Origin of the sequence: Leptothoe sp. LEGE 181152 (assembly GCF_032906605.1) — a bacterium.
In the GTDB taxonomy this organism is placed as follows: domain Bacteria; phylum Cyanobacteriota; class Cyanobacteriia; order Phormidesmidales; family Phormidesmidaceae; genus Leptothoe; species Leptothoe turfae.
In genome coordinates, this window is record NZ_JASATU010000006.1 from 18592 (window position 1) to 33863 (window position 15272).

Sequence of the window (15272 nt, forward strand, 5' to 3'; positions counted from 1 at the left end):
CAAATTCCTATCCTGCGGACGGTGGTGGTGCCTCCTCATCCTTCTTTGTCTTCGATGGTCCGTTGAAATAGACCTCCAATACTTCTTTCACCATGGGGGCAGCAAAAGCACCACCACCACCACCGGAATGCTCACCAAACGCGACAACCAAAACCTCAGGGTTTTCAAAGGGGGCATAGGCCCCAAACCAGGTGTGGTTTTCAAAGGGAGGTGCTTCTGCCGTACCGCTTTTACCCGCTGGTGTTGGAATTGTAGGAACGTTTAATCGGGTACCTGTACCGCTGGTCACTACCTTGCGCAAACCATCTTGAATCACCTTGATAGTCTCAGGCTGCATGCCAACGGATGTTTTCCACTGTTTGGATTCAGCACCATCTAATAATAAGTGAGGGGTAACCCGATAACCGCCATTGGCTGCGATCGCAAACATCACCGCCGTTTGTAGCGGTGTTACCTGCATATAGCCCTGGCCGATGGTCATGTTAATGGTGTCCCCTAGATACCATGGCTCTTCAAGCATTTCCTGTTTCCAGGCCTCGTCAGGCACCAACCCAGCAGCCTCCTCAGATCCTAGTTCAATGCCAGTTTTCTCTCCCAAACCATACTTGCGCATCCACTCGATGATGGGTTCATGCCCCATCCTCATCCCCACTTGATAGAAAAAGGTATCGCTGCTCCACTGCATGGCTCCAACAAATCCCAGGGGACCAAATCCAGCATTGTTCCAGTCCCAAAATAAAATACCCCCCGCATTGATATTGGGGAAGGTGGGTAAAACGGTATTGGCCGCAAATGACCCCGATTCAATTGCAGCAGCAGTGGTAATGATTTTAAAGGTACTAGCGGGTGGATAAGCCTGTAGAGAACGATTCAAAAATGGATTGCCACGGCTGTTCAGTTGCTCCCATTGGGCTTGGGTAATCCGGGTAGAAAAAATATTGGGATCAAAGGTAGGTCGACTAACCATGGCCAAGATCGCTCCATCATTGGGATCCATAGCAATAATGGCTCCAACGTTATCACCTAAAGCCTTTTCAGCAGATTTCTGTAGCTCCAAATCCAATGTCAGGCGAATATTTTGACCCGATTGCGGCGGTTTTTCCCCCAAAATACTGAGAACATTACCAGCACTATCGACCTCAACCTGCTGACCACCCCAAACGCCACGCAACATTGACTCAAAGGATTTTTCAGAACCCATTTTGCCAATGATATCCCCAAGGCGATAGTCGCGCCCATCCGCCACCATTTGGTCAAATTCTGCTTCGTCAATCTCCCCTGTATAGCCAATGACATGGGCGGCCAGGTCACCATTGGGATAGCTTCGGATCGCTTCTGCCTCCACTCGCACACCCGGTAGTTCCGATGCATATTCGGCCAGGGCGGTGGTCTGAGCCGGACTCAGGCCACGGGCGATCGCAATGGACTGAGTCGACTCATATCCAGCCGATGCAATCCGTTGCTGAATCTCCTCTTTTGGGATTTCCAATAACTGAGCTAGACGTTCTACCACTCGATCACGTTGATCCACCGGTAGTGCAATGGGCCAAATAGAAACCGAGTGAGAAAGACGACTACCCGCCAAAATTTTGCCTTTGCGGTCAAACATCGTGCCCCGAGCCGGTCGTCTTGGCAGCAGCAAAATCCGATTTTCTTCGGCCAGCTCACGATTGCGTTCGCCTTCCACCAATTGCAAATAAAACAGCCGGCTACCAATGCCTCCCAGCATCACCAACGACACAAAAAGCATCATGATCACTGACTGGTATTGGCGACCAACAGTACGTCCTCCCTTTTTTTCAACCTTGGCAGAGGGGTATTGAAGAAAGACCATGATTGACTATGCTGAAAAATTTTAGCGACGGGGCAAAATTATAGAAACAGGGCAGCGGCGAATGGAGAGAGGCATGGGGGTAGATACCATCAAGCCATACTCCTCAAATTACAGGTTCCATCCACCAATTCAGTGATTATCAGTGATTAATAGATTTACATACCTAAGCTAAAACTGCGTCCAAATAGATAGCTTAAGCTTTGAACAGTGTAGCTCCTAAGGCAAAATCCCAGCAGCATGAAAATGCTCAACATCACAGCAACCCAGCATCTGGCAACACGTCATGGTTTGGGTACCATTGCCCCCACATCTCATCACTCCCTGAATATTGCCCCTACCAATTAATTGGGATTTTGGGCTACTGACCGTAAAATAATTCAAATGGACAATCATGAGGGTTGCATCCTATGGCTCAAACGATCTCTCCGCCAGCAGACACACTAGCGGCGGCATTGGATGTAGAACTCAAAGACGTCGTCAAAATCTTTGGGGATGAGACGGCAGTTCAAGGCCTTAATTTACAGATTCGACAGGGAGAGTTCTTTAGCATCCTCGGACCATCGGGATGTGGAAAAACCACTACACTCCGTATGATTGCTGGGTTTGAGACACTCACCTCCGGCGAGTTAACAATTCAAGGGCAATGTATGAATGGCGTACCTGCCCACCGCCGTTCAGTCAATACTGTATTTCAGAGCTACGCTTTGTTTAATCACATGAGCGTATGGGACAACGTAGCATTTGGCCTCAAAATCAAAAAAACTGCCAAGTCTGAGCTGCGCCACCAGGTAGGGGAGGCCCTCAACTTGGTGCAAATGGAAAGCTTTGCCAGACGGTTTCCCAATCAGTTATCTGGAGGCCAAAAACAGCGGGTGGCTTTGGCCCGTGCCCTTGTGAATCGCCCCGCAGTGATGCTTCTGGATGAGCCATTGGGAGCTTTGGATTTAAAGCTGCGCAAACAGATGCAAGTTGAACTTTCGAATCTGCACCAACGTTTGGGGATTACCTTCATCATGGTGACCCACGACCAAGAAGAAGCGCTTTCCCTATCTGATCGCATTGCGGTGATGAAAGATGGCTGCATCGAACAGGTGGGCTCGCCCAATGAAATCTATGAACACCCCACAACCGCATTTGTCGCTGACTTTATCGGTGATACCAATTTACTCTCAGGACAAATTCAAAACCAGCCGCTAACGCTGGTCACCGCCAACGGTCTTCAGGTAGCTCTTTCCCCCTCATCTACAGACTTGAAGCAGCTTAACGGTAGCAGCTCAGTGGATATTAGTATTCGCCCTGAAAAAATTCACCTGAGAGCTAAAACTGAGACAGCAAAACCTATCAACCATGACAACTGTTATGCAGGTGAAGTTAAACACACCCTATACACAGGTCCCCATATTCATTGCATTATTGAATTAGCTACAGGTGAACAGTTGCGCGTGCTGCAACCAAACCATATGACGTATCAACCAGGAACTCCAGTCCATGTATCTTGGGCTGCCCCTGACTGCCAGGTCCTTATAGACCATAGCCCCACATAATCAAGGTTATCGATAACTCAGCTACTCCTGATTTCAAAACCAAGTCGTTCCTACTCCCTGATAACGATCGACATGAACAAATTCCGATTTCCCAATAGCCTAAGGTCAGGAAGTGGTTCTAAAGTATTCATGGTGTCTGCTTAGAGGAGAGAAAGACTGTGCCCCGCCGACTATCCCGCAATTCATCTTTGTTTTCGCGTACGTCTCGTCGCCGTTTTTTGCAAGGCTCTGTAGCAGCCCTAGCTGGAGTCGGTCTGTCGAACTGTCGCCGCACCATCGGCGAGACCACCGAAACTCCCCCCAGTGCTGATACGACTGATGCAGCCCCAGCCTCTGGCACACTACACATTTATACGTGGGCTGACTATACAGACGATGAACTCGCTGCACAGTTCACGGAAGCCACTGGCATAGAAGTCAAAATCGACGTCTATGATTCCAATGAAACCATGTTGGCTAAGATGCAGGCTGGTGGTGGAGCGAACTACAGTTTGCTTTATCCGTCAGACTACATGGTCACTGAGATGATCGGTCTAGGTATGCTCACCGCATTGGATAAGTCTCGACTCGTAGGCTTAGACAAAATGCGGGAGAAGTGGAAGAGCCCCGTATACGATGAAGACAATACCCACAGCATTCCTTACAGCTGGGGCACCACAGGTCTACTTTATAACTCTGAAGTCCTGACTACAGCACCTACAGATTGGGATTATCTCTGGGATAGCAGTGACGTCCTATCGCGCAAAATGACCATGCTTGACGATGTGCGCGAAACCATGGGGGCAGTTCTTAGCTCCTTGGGATATTCCTATAACGCCACTGACCCTGCCCAACTAGAAGAGGCATACCAGAAACTGCTTGAACTCAAGCCTTCTCTGGCATCATTCAAGTCATTTGGCTGGCAAGACGAACTACTGAGCGGTGACTTATTACTGTCCATGGTTTATTCAGTAGAAGGTATCCCAGTCAGTCTTGAAAACCCCAATTTCAAGTACGTGATTCCAGAAAGTGGCTCCTCGGTTTGGACAGACACCATGGTGATTCCCGCATCTGCACCCAATGTGGAGGCGGCATATGAGTGGATTAATTTCAATCTACAGCCCCAGATTTCAAAAGACACGGTAGAGCGTTTGTTCTTTGCCACGCCTAATGGAGAAGCGATGACAATGCTCTCCCAAGAGCTTCTGGACAATAAAAATTTATTCCCTCCCGAGGATCTCCTAGCCAAGTGCGAAGGTATTGCTCCAGTGGGTGAGGCTAACGCCCTTTACGACGAGTATTGGACTAAGGTGACCAGCGCCTAAAGTAATGGATAGAGGCATTAGAGCAACAGCGGCCTTACCAAAATCCCTGAATCTAGCCACAATTGGGCAAAAGCTCAGGGCTAGTGTGAGGCCATTAGGATTATTAGGACCAGCAGGCATATGGCTGTTGCTGTTAATGGTGCTGCCAACCTTGCTGATTGGAGAGTTGAGTCTAGTACCCGGATTGAGACCAGGAGAGGCCATTGAGGGCTATGGCCTGCTCAACTATCTCAGAATTTTAGAACCTACTTATCTAAAGGTTTTACAACGCTCAGCTACATTTGCAATGGGCACCACATTATTGTGCTTATTCCTGGGCTTTCCAGTGGCCTACTGGCTAGCCCTCATGGCACCTAAGCGATGGCGGAACTTGCTATTGGTGCTATTTATTTTGCCCCTTTGGACATCATCATTGCTGCGCACCTATGCATGGATCACGCTACTCAGACGATCTGGGGTGATTAACCTGGTCTTGAGCACCCTGGGATTACCAACTCAAGACTTGATGAATACACCCTGGGCCGTGTATATCGGCATGACCTATAGTTTTCTGCCCTATATGGTGCTAATTTTATATGCCTCTCTGGAGCGGTTAGATTTGCAGCTCCTGGAAGCAGCTGCCGACCTAGGCGCAAATCCGCGCATAGCGTTTTGGCGCGTCACTGTGCCTCAAACCATGCCAGGAATTGCGGCTGGCTGCTTGCTGGTGTTTGTTACCAGCCTGGGTGATTTTGTGGTGCCCACTCTGCTGGGAGGTCCCAACAGTATGACTATCTCCCGATTGATCTATAACCAGTTTTTGGGAGTAGCTCGTAATTGGGGATTTGGTTCTGCACTGAGTATGGTGTTGATCTTGATGGTGAGCTTAGCGATCGCACTTTTACTCAAATATGGCGATCGCAACCCTGAGCTTTATTCATGAAACCTGCTGCCTCTACCAATCAGAAAACTGAACGCAAGCTCCCGTCATGGCAGGCCATGCTGACCCTGGCCATGTACAGCTTTATGTACATCCCCATTATTATTTTGGGAGTGTACAGCTTTAATGAGTCGCGGTATGGCGCTATTTGGAAGGGGTTTAGCCTCACCTGGTATCGCAAGTTGCTAGGTGATGAGCGGCTGTTTTTTGCCCTGGGCGATAGTCTCAAAATTGCCCTGTGCGCTGTTGCGGTCTCTTCGGTGCTCGGCACGTTAATGGCCGTGGGGTTATCGAAGTATCGATTTCCAGGTAAATCGCTGTATACCGGCATTTCCTATTTGCCGCTAATTATTCCAGATATTGCGATCGCAGTCGCTACACTGGTCTTCTTAGCATCTGTAGCCATCCCACTGAGTTTATGGACAGCCATAGCCGCCCACATGGTGTTCTGCTTGGCCTACATTGCCATTGTTGTCTCTAGCCGCCTCAAGGGATTAGATCCCAACCTAGAAGAAGCCGCCTTAGATCTAGGTGCCACCCCTACCCAAGCCCTAATCAAAGTCTTAATCCCGCAGCTAACACCAGCCATTTTGTCAGGGTGTTTGCTAGCCTTTGTTCTAAGCATGGACGACCTACTGATTTCTAGCTTCACTGCAGGTGGGGCAAATCCGCTACCAATTGAAATTTTCAGTCGTGTCAAAACGGGTATTAAACCTGACATCAATGCCTTGAGCGTGTTACTCATTCTCGTCTCAGGTTTGATTGCCGCACTCTCAGAGTATTTTCGCTGCAAAAGTGATAATGCCTAAAAATCTTCTGAATATACTTTTATTTAACTTGAATTAAATCACCTAAAAGCGTGCCAAGGATCACAGGTTTAGACACTAAAAATCACGGTGAAAACCTTGCCCAGAGAGCATATTAGGAGTAGACATAAAAGTTCTCTTCAAAGACTTTATAACTCACTAATTTCTGTTTCCTGTAGTTGTCCTTCGAGCCAATGCCATGCTAAACCACAAAGCTACGACCCAGTCCCTAGAGGGTCTCATGCAAACAATCCTCAATCGTCGTCGAATCAATCGCGAAACTCAACAGGCACTGATGGCATCATTGCTCGGCAAAGCACAACTCAACAGCCATGAACAGGCACAGGTACAAAAAATCTTTGAGGCGATCAGCCAAGGTCGCCTACGAGTGATTGACTAAACTCAGACCTAGGCTTGATCGCTTTCCTGACTCTCTACATCCTTAGCTTCCACATCGGGTATAAAGTCAGGACGTGCCGCATCTTCCCAACCTGGAGGACGCTTGGAGTTGTACCAAGCGAGCGAGCCAATTACAACAGCAGCAATAAAGCCAACTACGTAAACTAATTGAAAGTAATACATGGGGATGCCCGATGCACCTACTTCCCCGAACAAAAATGCCATAAACCAGCCTAACCTCTTCTAAGATGCTTAAATTATATAAACGCGCAAAAAACGCAACGCATCTAAGCAATTATTTACATTTTATATTTTACTCCGCAGACGCTCCTGAATCCACTGGACTTGGCGCTGGCGCAACTGGAGCTGGGGCCGGGGCCGCCGGAGCTGGGGCCGGAGCCGCCGGGGCCGCTGGAGCCGAGGGTTCTGGAGTTGGGGCCGGAGCAACAGGAGCAGGCTCTGGCGCAATCGGCGCGGGGGCAGCCACTGGCTCAGGGTCAGATGACGTAACCGCTGGAACAGCCGGGGCCGGGGCCGGGGCCGGAGCAACAGGAGCAGGTGCTGGGGCCGGACGACTGCTACGACCCACTTCCGGTTGTCTTCTTGGAGCTGCAGGCTCGGAAGATGCCGCTGCTGGGGCTGAATTTTCTTCGACAGGTTCAGGTTCTGAACGCTGTGGAGGGGAAGCTTGGGGCTCAGGTTCACTCGAAGAACGGCTGCCTGCCTTGTCTGCCACAACTTTCCTTGGTTTTATGGGTTTTGCCTCAATTGACCCCTTCCGACCTGACAAACGGGGTAGTTCTGGGAATTTTTCCACTGGCAGATCTTCAATGAATTGAGAAACAAACTGCCGCCAGGCGTAAGCCGCTGTACTACTTGCCCCGCGAGTGGGGCTACTATCATCATTACCAAACCAAACACCCACCACCAGCTGAGGCGTAAAACCGATAAACCACAGATCTCGATTTTTCTCAGAGGTTCCTGTTTTTCCTGCTATTTGTCGACCACTAATATAGGCGTTGCTACCAGTGCCACCGTCAACTACACTGCGCATCATCCAGGTCATGATGGCGGCGGAGGTTTCATCAATGGCCGCCTTAGGCTCATCGACAAACTCATACAGCACTTCGCCAGTACGGTTGGTGATTCGCTTAATGCCGTGGGCCTCCACATATTTACCATTGGCAGCTAATGTACCGTAAGCATTTGTAAGCTCCAGCAAATTCACCTCTGAAGACCCTAAAGCCAAGGAATAAGCGGGCAATAAATCTGATTTAATGCCCATCCGTTTAGCTAAAGCAATCACGGGTTCAAAGCCAACTTCCACCAGAACCTTAACGGCCACAATGTTAATGGAGGATGCTAACGCCCTACGGAGTTCAACGTTACCGCTAAAGCGATCGCCGTAGTTTTTAGGCTCATAACCATCGACAACATAGCGGGCGTCAACATAGCCCTTATAGGGAGACATGCCGCTTGCGATCGCAGCACTATAAACAAATGCCTTAAACGTAGAACCAGGCTGGCGCTGAGCTTGAGTAACCCGATTAAACTGACTGTCCTCGAAGTCAGTGCCCCCCACCATTGCATGAACCTGACCAGTCTTAGGATTCAGCGCAACAATTGACCCTTGCTCAAAGCGCTGCCAGCCACTATATTCTTCCAAGACTTCTTCCAGTGTGGTTTCAGCCGCCCGCTGCCATTTAGGGTTCAAGCTAGTTTCCACCACTAGACCACCTGCCTCAATCTCGTCTTGAGAAATCAGCTGAGGCAATTGCTTCTGCACATAAATAGTGAAGTAGGGAAACTCACTATAGAGAAACTTAGGCTCGTTGGGCGTAGTCGTTACCTCACTCTCATAAGCTGTATCAGCCTGGGCCTGAGAAATCACTCCATTTTCCAGCATCCGACTAATGACTTTATCCCGCTGCTGACGGGCCGCCGCTTCATCCACCAGCGGCGAGTAAAAGCTGGGAGCAGGAGCCATGCCCGCAATCAGAGCAATTTCCGAAACCGTCAGCTCTTCAACCGTCTTACCAAAATAAATCCAGGCAGCATCGGCCACGCCGTAGGCACCTGCCCCTAAATACACCAGATTTAGGTAGCGCTCTAGGATTTTCTCTTTGCCTAATTCTTGCTCTAATTTATTGGCAAGTAAGGCTTCTCGAAACTTTCGCTGAAAGCTCCGGTCTTGGTCCAAAAAGATGATCCGGGCGACCTGCTGCGTAATTGTGCTGGCCCCTTCTAACAACTGCCGATTACGCAGGTTAGAGTTAATGGCCCGAGCAATACCCTTGTAGTCAATACCATTGTGCTCGTAAAACCGACGATCTTCAGAGGCAATAAACCCCTGGACTAACGTATCTGGAATATCGTCAAACTCCAGATATTCCTGGGTCGCCGGACCAATTTTTTGAAGAACACTACCATCATCGGCCTTAATGGTGATGGTCCCCGTACGCTCAAAGGTCAAAGCATCGGACACATTGGGCAAATTGGCATCGGCTTCTTGCCAAAATCGATAGCCACGGGCTGCTGGCCCAGCTATACCAGCTCCTGCCAACAGCGCCAGCCAAAACAAAACGCTCTTATAGAGAGGCTTAGGCCGTTTCTGTTTAACAACTTTAGTAGCACCTACAGAAGCTGTTTTAAACCGATCATTTTTGACTTTGCCAATCCAATTAGCCACGTTAAAGAAACCCTACCTAACCCATTTTCAAAAATGGTTACCTTGTTAGCACCCGTTGGTTCGCTTTGCGATGAGAATTTGCACCTGAAACTAACAAAACCTGGTTGAAATATCTTGACACACCTCCAAAAAGGCTATCAGAATCTGACCTAACTCACCAAATAATCAGTGTGGCCAAGCGCCAAACCCAAAATCAGCATACCAATTACTAAAAATGGCTGAGCACTTGCCTGATATTTCACGTCATTAGCCAACGGATCCCGCAGAAAATACATGTCTTGAAAGGTTATTTGCGGAATAATCATCAAGATTAAAAGCACTGCATAGAGATTCTTGTGAATAGCGATCAGGTAAGTGGCCATTCCGGCTTGGAAAATATCGATCATTAGGACACAGATCCAAGCGGCAGTCCCCACACCAAACATCACTGGTAAAGACTTAAGGCCCAGAGCCTCGTCACCCTCAACACTCTTAAAGTCGTTGACAACAGCAATCCCTAGACCAGCCATGCTGTAGAGCAATGTCAGCACAACGACAGTGGGATTAAGCTGACCAAACAGAGCATGCCCCGCCCACCATGGCAAAGCAATGTAGCTAGCACCTAAGGCATAGTTACCAAGCCAACCATTCTGCTTGAGCTTAAGCGGTGGAGCAGAGTAGATGTATGACACAAATGAACCGCCTATTGCCAGCGCTGTCAAAATCGGAAAATCATGACTTGCCCAACGGTCCAAACCGTAGGCGACTGCAATTCCCCCCAGCAACAACACCCAAATTTGCAGCTGCACCTGCCCGAGGGCAATTGCCCCAGAGGGGATAGGACGATAAGGCTCGTTAATGGCATCTAGCTCTCGATCATAATAATCATTGATGGTCTGGGTATACCCTGTCAGCAGAGGTCCTGCCATCAACATGCAGGCTAAGGATGCCAACACATGGTCCACACTCCAGACAAAATGCCCTGATGAGGCCGCACCACAAAGGACGCCCCAAATCAGAGGAATCCAGGTGATTGGCTTCATTAACTGCAGACGAATTTTCCAAATAGACGTTTCACCATCGGCGGCACCTTTCATCCCCAATAGCTGACGAGCCTTGGAACCTTCTGATGCTGCCGATACCTGGTCATCGGCGCTGGACGTTACTGGAGAAGAATTGTCAGCCATAGCTTCGAAGGTATTAGCAGTGGTATTAACAAAGAAATGGAAATGATCAAAACCTTACCCAAAGGTCAAGATGAGATAGCCAGATTGAAACTTAGCTCCAGTCACCGAACGACCGTTCAAAGACTTCGGCAGGCTTAAGTTCCGACGCTGGTCCCCAGCTTCAATGGTGACTTCTGGGCCATATTGAGTGAGCTGAATCTGTTTTTTATCAAAGCTTGGTAAAAACAGACGGACGGTATTACTAGATAAATCAATCTCTACAGGGGCTGGCACTGAAGGAGCCGCCATATAATCTGGCAAAGAATTCATCAAAGGCTGCCAGTCGCTGGACTGAGGCAACGTATGGACCGGCAAAGGCTCGAAATCTTGACTAGTATCAGCACGATTCAGCAAGACTCCACCCACAGTCATTTCTATTTGCTGAGCGGCCCCCCAAAGGTAGCGAGCAGTTGCGATCGCAACCTGCTCACCGGTAGATACCAGATAAGCTCGCACTCGCATCGGGTCTTTAACGGCAGCAATGCCCTTAACTACCAGATTTGTACTTTCCGCCACTTGGGGCTGGTCAAATAAATCACCAGACATACCACCGCTAAGCACTGCACCAGCAATGGGCTGCACAAAGGGCATTACTGATTTAGAGAATTGTGATTCCTGGAATACTTGCTTGAATCGTCGGAAGTACCAGTCTATGCCCGCTGGCATCCCCCACATTCGTAGACTCGCCTGATTTCCTGGACCATCATGGACGATGACATCATAGTCGCTGCTGGCATCGTATTCCCGCAGCGCATTGAGGGTAAGCGCCTGGTCCATCCCTGGCAACAAACTCAGCTCTTGACCATATACGGCTTTGAAAAAGGGATCCCTTAGATATTGGGCTTCAAGCTTTTTTAACTGCTCCCAATTTTGTCCCAGGAGCTGTGTAAATTGCAGCTGAACCACCGATAAAGTCGGAGACACTGGCTTAGGGGCGGCTGTAACAGCATGGCCTAAAAGCAGACCAAACCCTGGCCCAGCATCTTCAGTGACCAGCAACACACGCTGACCCTGGGTCGATAGTTTTTTGGCGGTTGCGATCGCAGATGTTGAGCGACCACTGCCTCCCTTGCCTAAAAACGTAAGAATTAGCGCCATCAGTGATAAATACAGAACTAGCGGATGATCTGAACAACTCTAATTAGGAGCACCTATTTCTAGGTGCTCCTATGTAATAGTCAAACAGACATGCTCAACAACGGCTTAGGTCGTTTGCTTCAGTTCATCTTCAAAAAACCAGCTAGAAAACTGATCTGAAAACTCAACGACAACGCCCACACCACTGCCATCAACCATTTTGAACTGAGTAATCGTGCCCTCTTGCCCTAGACGCTTGGCAACGTTATCAGACACCCGATCTCGTACGCGTACAACTTTTACCTTTTGTCCGATATCCAAAGCCATACTCCAAGATTCTCCTCTCTGGGTAAGATTGACAAATATTAAGAATTAAAACTAATCCTCAGTCTATCAGTGTCTTGCTCTTTGTAAGCTATCCTGAAGAACTGTTGCTGGAGCCATGCCAGCAAGCGCTCTATTTATTTTTTGTCTACTTTACGGAAGCACCTATGCTGGCTAAGCGAATTTTGCCCTGTCTTGACGTCAAAGCGGGTCGCGTTGTGAAAGGCATTAATTTCGTAGAGCTGAAGGATGCAGGCGATCCAGTTGAGCTCGCTCAAGCCTATAACGCAGCAGGAGCCGACGAGCTAGTCTTTCTGGACATTACAGCCACCCATGAAGATCGCAACATCATTTTTGATGTCGTCTATCGGACGGCAGAGCAGGTCTTTATTCCTCTGACCGTCGGGGGTGGCGTTAATTCGGTTGAAACCATCAAGGCCCTTTTACGAGCTGGAGCAGATAAGGTCAGCATCAACTCTGCCGCTGTTCGTAATCCTGACTTTATTCAAACAGCCAGCGATCGCTTTGGTAGTCAGTGCATTGTGGTGGCCATTGATGCCAAACGCCGCTCTGATAACTCAGGGTGGGATGTCTTTGTGCGGGGTGGTCGAGAAAATACTGGGCTAGATGCGATCTCATGGGCTCAAGATGTTGTCGCCCGAGGTGCTGGTGAACTGCTGGTGACAAGTATGGATGCTGACGGCACTAAAGCCGGATACGACCTAGATCTGACCCGCACCATCGCTGAAGTAGTGAGCGTTCCAGTGATCGCATCAGGGGGGGCTGGAACCTGTGAACATATTCATGAAGCACTAACCAGCGGTCAAGCAGAAGCGGCCCTACTGGCATCCCTGCTACATTACGGTGAGCTTACAGTCGCAGAAATTAAAACTCATTTAGCAGAAAAAAACGTAACCATCAGGCCCTAAGGCCAGATTCGAGTCCTCAAAAACCTTATACATCAGATACTTCAACCAATTCTTTCGGACTTATAAAATATTGCCGTTAGACAAGGCGCTTTTATGATAACTCTGTTACAATATGTAAAAGATAATAGTAAATCTTTAAGGCCTACTTACTTCTTAATCGATGACTCTTCTCATAATAGCCATCGTTACCGGTTTAGTTTTTTGGGCCCTACGTCTCATGGATAGGGCTTTAGTCAGCCAAGAGTTCTCTCTCATGCTGGCAGGTTTTTTGGTGGCTTCTGCTGCCGCCGCCATGGTCGGTGTTTACTTTCTTATGAGCGATTACATGGTGTACATGCACCAGAGTGAGCTTTTATTGAAAGACCAATATCCGTCTGGTTTCCTAGTATTGGATGAACAGATATCGTCCTTAGATGCTGAGCTGTACTCACTTGATGTAGCAAGCTTACCTAAGTAGCAGCCTTAATACTGTTACTTGAATAGTTCTGACCAGGTAGCTGGCCCAACGACACCATCTACTTCTAAGCCGACTCGACGTTGAAACTCCTGTACTGCTTCCTCTGTGAGAAAACCAAACACACCATCAATAGGCCCTTGGTAAAGATTGAGGTCAGCCAAACGATTTTGTAAACGGCTAACATCAACTCCAGAATCATCTAGCTGCAAAATTGGCACATTGCCTGCCGTCGCAACGATGGTGTCTTCAGCCAATGAATCGTCGTTGCTATCATCATCTGACACGGTTGCTGTCTCGTCAGTTGCGTCTGCGGAAACCTGCGGTTCGATAGGCTCTGTCAAATTTTCTGGTGTGGGCAATAACCGACGCCATGTTAAAGGTCCGACCAATCCATCCGCAGTCAATCCCGCATCGACTTGAAATTGACGAACAGCTTCCAGGGTCATCTGTTCATAGGTACCATCTACAGCACCGGAATAGTAGCCCATCAGCGCTAACATCGCCTGCACTCTTTTGACGTCAGAACCTGTACTGCCCGGTCCTAAAACCGAACCTGCTTGTTTGAGGGAAGCAGTTCCAGCAGCATTCAATTCATCGCTTTGCTCTGGGGATGAACCCTCTATTTCCGCCAATACAACTGTTGACATCAATCCCGCAACAGCTGCTGACAAACAAAGATTAGAGATCGTAAATAAACCCCAACGTTTCATGTGAAGAGCTCACCATAATGTGTGGCATGGGCATAGACCAATCAAGTTTAACGCCCAGTCAAAGTTAAACAATACGATGGCACAGCATGCTGATTGCGTCCAGATAAATTGATATTTCTAGGTATTAGACATAAGCCCTGTAACGTTATTGGGTTCATTACAAGCTGCTCAGTCTTACTCCAGAGAAACTATGCCGACTATATCAATCGCCGCTAAATTTCACGGGAGTCTGATGGGAGCCTATCTAGGCCATAGCTATGGAGCTGGTTATCGAGGCCCGTGGCTGCCTCTCCATGAGAGCCCCCTATATCAATCATGGCTGCACGGTACACAGCAAAACCTATTGCAGCCAACACCCACAGATGCTAATCCGCTCCTAGGGCTACCCTGGTTGTTACATCATCACGATAACAGCGATGCCCGTCATCGTTGGCTAGCGCAAATCATAGAGTCAGGCCATCACACCGAGGCTATAAGTGTGACTGAGACTATGGCAACTCTTGGCATATTGGGTGACTGCTTAGCATGGCTCATGCACTACAATCCAGTCACTCAACACTCACCTCCATTGCTGAGTCAGCACCTCAGCCAACAGCTATCCGACTATCCAGCCAGTCTTATACCCCAAGCCCAGCACATCATCGAGTGCTTAGATCCCCCGTCACCCACACTCAATCTTGAAGCGCTGGATCCTCAGCCCTCAGCGATCATGGTATTAGCCATCCAACAATCCCTAAGTTACCGAGAAAATTTGGCCTTAGCGATCGCACACCCAGACATCGTCACACCAATACCAGCAATGATTGGCTGTTTACTTGGCGCTTGGGGCGGTATGTCGGTTATTCCAACTAGGTGGATACTGACAATCCCCCCTGAGCAAAGGCATTCCCTTGAGCAAATTGCTAGCAAACTCTATCGCCATTGGGCTGGTATTGCTAATATTTCAGCCAACTGCGAAGTATTCCCCCTAGATTTATAGGCTCTGCCCCCTCTCTTAAAATAGAGCTAGCTATAATAGCTGCATGGGTATGCTAAGCATCTTCCAACACAGTTGCCCATTAAAGCTGAGGATGAA

15 protein-coding genes are annotated in these 15272 nt (G+C 48.6%); 8 read left to right on the forward strand and 7 right to left on the reverse strand.

Annotated elements, in window-relative coordinates; genetic code table 11:
• Positions 1-7: 7 nt before the first annotated feature.
• Positions 8-1834, reverse strand: coding sequence for a penicillin-binding protein 2 (gene mrdA, locus QGP82_RS03270; RefSeq protein ID WP_499057055.1), 1827 nt, complete (start codon positions 1832-1834; stop codon positions 8-10).
• Positions 1835-2241: 407 nt separating this feature from the next.
• On the opposite strand from mrdA, the gene QGP82_RS03275 reads away from it, so the two are divergent.
• The 5 genes from QGP82_RS03275 (at position 2242) to QGP82_RS03295 (ending at position 6807) form a co-directional block, all read left to right on the forward strand.
• A complete protein-coding gene (locus tag QGP82_RS03275; protein WP_163661119.1) occupies positions 2242-3378 on the forward strand; it encodes an ABC transporter ATP-binding protein in 1137 nt (378 codons plus the stop codon).
• Positions 3379-3536: 158 nt separating this feature from the next.
• Positions 3537-4682 (forward strand): ABC transporter substrate-binding protein, encoded by a 1146-nt coding sequence (locus QGP82_RS03280; protein ID WP_499057057.1) that lies wholly within the window; start codon positions 3537-3539, stop codon positions 4680-4682.
• Positions 4683-4686: 4 nt separating this feature from the next.
• Positions 4687-5604, forward strand: a complete 918-nt coding sequence (locus QGP82_RS03285; protein WP_499057059.1) for an ABC transporter permease — start codon at positions 4687-4689, stop codon at positions 5602-5604.
• Complete coding sequence (locus QGP82_RS03290) at positions 5601-6410, forward strand: ABC transporter permease (protein ID WP_163661125.1); 810 nt, start codon at positions 5601-5603, stop codon at positions 6408-6410. The genes QGP82_RS03285 and QGP82_RS03290 overlap by 4 nt, the downstream gene beginning before the upstream one ends.
• Positions 6411-6606: 196 nt before the next feature.
• Positions 6607-6807 (forward strand): hypothetical protein, encoded by a 201-nt coding sequence (locus QGP82_RS03295; protein ID WP_163661126.1) that lies wholly within the window; start codon positions 6607-6609, stop codon positions 6805-6807.
• An 8-nt stretch (positions 6808-6815) separates the two neighbouring features.
• Here the strand turns inward: QGP82_RS03295 and psb35 are convergent, their stop codons facing one another.
• From psb35 to petP, 5 genes are all read right to left on the reverse strand, one after another.
• Positions 6816-7031 carry a photosystem II assembly protein Psb35 gene (gene psb35 / locus QGP82_RS03300; protein ID WP_163661128.1) on the reverse strand — a complete coding sequence of 72 codons (216 nt, stop codon included), beginning with the start codon at positions 7029-7031 and terminating at the stop codon, positions 6816-6818.
• Positions 7032-7119: 88 nt separating this feature from the next.
• On the reverse strand, positions 7120-9495 hold the full coding sequence (locus QGP82_RS03305) for a transglycosylase domain-containing protein (protein ID WP_499057062.1): 2376 nt from the start codon (positions 9493-9495) through the stop codon (positions 7120-7122).
• 149 nt (positions 9496-9644) lie between these two features.
• The gene (gene chlG, locus QGP82_RS03310; protein ID WP_163661132.1) at positions 9645-10661 is read right to left on the reverse strand and encodes a chlorophyll synthase ChlG; all 1017 of its coding nucleotides are present in this window, start codon (positions 10659-10661) and stop codon (positions 9645-9647) included.
• 54 nt (positions 10662-10715) lie between these two features.
• Positions 10716-11798 (reverse strand): Get3/ArsA fold putative tail anchor-mediating ATPase NosAFP, encoded by a 1083-nt coding sequence (locus tag QGP82_RS03315; RefSeq protein ID WP_499057064.1) that lies wholly within the window; start codon positions 11796-11798, stop codon positions 10716-10718.
• A gap of 105 nt (positions 11799-11903) precedes the next feature.
• Positions 11904-12098, reverse strand: coding sequence for a cytochrome b6f subunit PetP (gene petP / locus QGP82_RS03320; RefSeq protein WP_036021259.1), 195 nt, complete (start codon positions 12096-12098; stop codon positions 11904-11906).
• Positions 12099-12268: 170 nt separating this feature from the next.
• Between petP and hisF the strand changes: the two genes are divergently transcribed.
• Entirely contained in the window at positions 12269-13030 is a 762-nt protein-coding gene (hisF, locus tag QGP82_RS03325; protein ID WP_163661733.1) for an imidazole glycerol phosphate synthase subunit HisF, read from the forward strand.
• Positions 13031-13190: 160 nt separating this feature from the next.
• Positions 13191-13487, forward strand: a complete 297-nt coding sequence (locus QGP82_RS03330) for a hypothetical protein (protein ID WP_250564732.1) — start codon at positions 13191-13193, stop codon at positions 13485-13487.
• Positions 13488-13501: 14 nt separating this feature from the next.
• Here QGP82_RS03330 and QGP82_RS03335 read toward each other — a convergent pair whose 3' ends face one another.
• A complete protein-coding gene (locus QGP82_RS03335) occupies positions 13502-14197 on the reverse strand; it encodes a peptidoglycan-binding domain-containing protein (protein ID WP_499057066.1) in 696 nt (231 codons plus the stop codon).
• Positions 14198-14387: 190 nt separating this feature from the next.
• Here QGP82_RS03335 and QGP82_RS03340 point away from each other — a divergent pair, with 190 nt between their 5' ends.
• Positions 14388-15176, forward strand: coding sequence for an ADP-ribosylglycohydrolase family protein (locus tag QGP82_RS03340; RefSeq protein WP_163661138.1), 789 nt, complete (start codon positions 14388-14390; stop codon positions 15174-15176).
• Positions 15177-15272: the final 96 nt, after the last annotated feature.

Excerpts from the sequence above, each read along its gene's own strand:
- QGP82_RS03315 (WP_499057064.1), bottom strand. The coding sequence starts at position 11,798 with ATGGCGCTAATTCTTACGTTTTTAGGCAAGGGAGGCAGTGGTCGCTCA.
- QGP82_RS03295 (WP_163661126.1), top strand. The coding sequence starts at position 6,607 with ATGCTAAACCACAAAGCTACGACCCAGTCCCTAGAGGGTCTCATGCAA.
- QGP82_RS03275 (WP_163661119.1), top strand. The coding sequence starts at position 2,242 with ATGGCTCAAACGATCTCTCCGCCAGCAGACACACTAGCGGCGGCATTG.
- chlG (WP_163661132.1), bottom strand. The coding sequence starts at position 10,661 with ATGGCTGACAATTCTTCTCCAGTAACGTCCAGCGCCGATGACCAGGTA.
- QGP82_RS03290 (WP_163661125.1), top strand. The coding sequence starts at position 5,601 with ATGAAACCTGCTGCCTCTACCAATCAGAAAACTGAACGCAAGCTCCCG.
- hisF (WP_163661733.1), top strand. The coding sequence starts at position 12,269 with ATGCTGGCTAAGCGAATTTTGCCCTGTCTTGACGTCAAAGCGGGTCGC.
- QGP82_RS03330 (WP_250564732.1), top strand. The coding sequence starts at position 13,191 with ATGACTCTTCTCATAATAGCCATCGTTACCGGTTTAGTTTTTTGGGCC.
- QGP82_RS03340 (WP_163661138.1), top strand. The coding sequence starts at position 14,388 with ATGCCGACTATATCAATCGCCGCTAAATTTCACGGGAGTCTGATGGGA.
- QGP82_RS03335 (WP_499057066.1), bottom strand. The coding sequence starts at position 14,197 with ATGAAACGTTGGGGTTTATTTACGATCTCTAATCTTTGTTTGTCAGCA.
- psb35 (WP_163661128.1), bottom strand. The coding sequence starts at position 7,031 with ATGGCATTTTTGTTCGGGGAAGTAGGTGCATCGGGCATCCCCATGTAT.
- mrdA (WP_499057055.1), bottom strand. The coding sequence starts at position 1,834 with ATGGTCTTTCTTCAATACCCCTCTGCCAAGGTTGAAAAAAAGGGAGGA.
- QGP82_RS03285 (WP_499057059.1), top strand. The coding sequence starts at position 4,687 with ATGGATAGAGGCATTAGAGCAACAGCGGCCTTACCAAAATCCCTGAAT.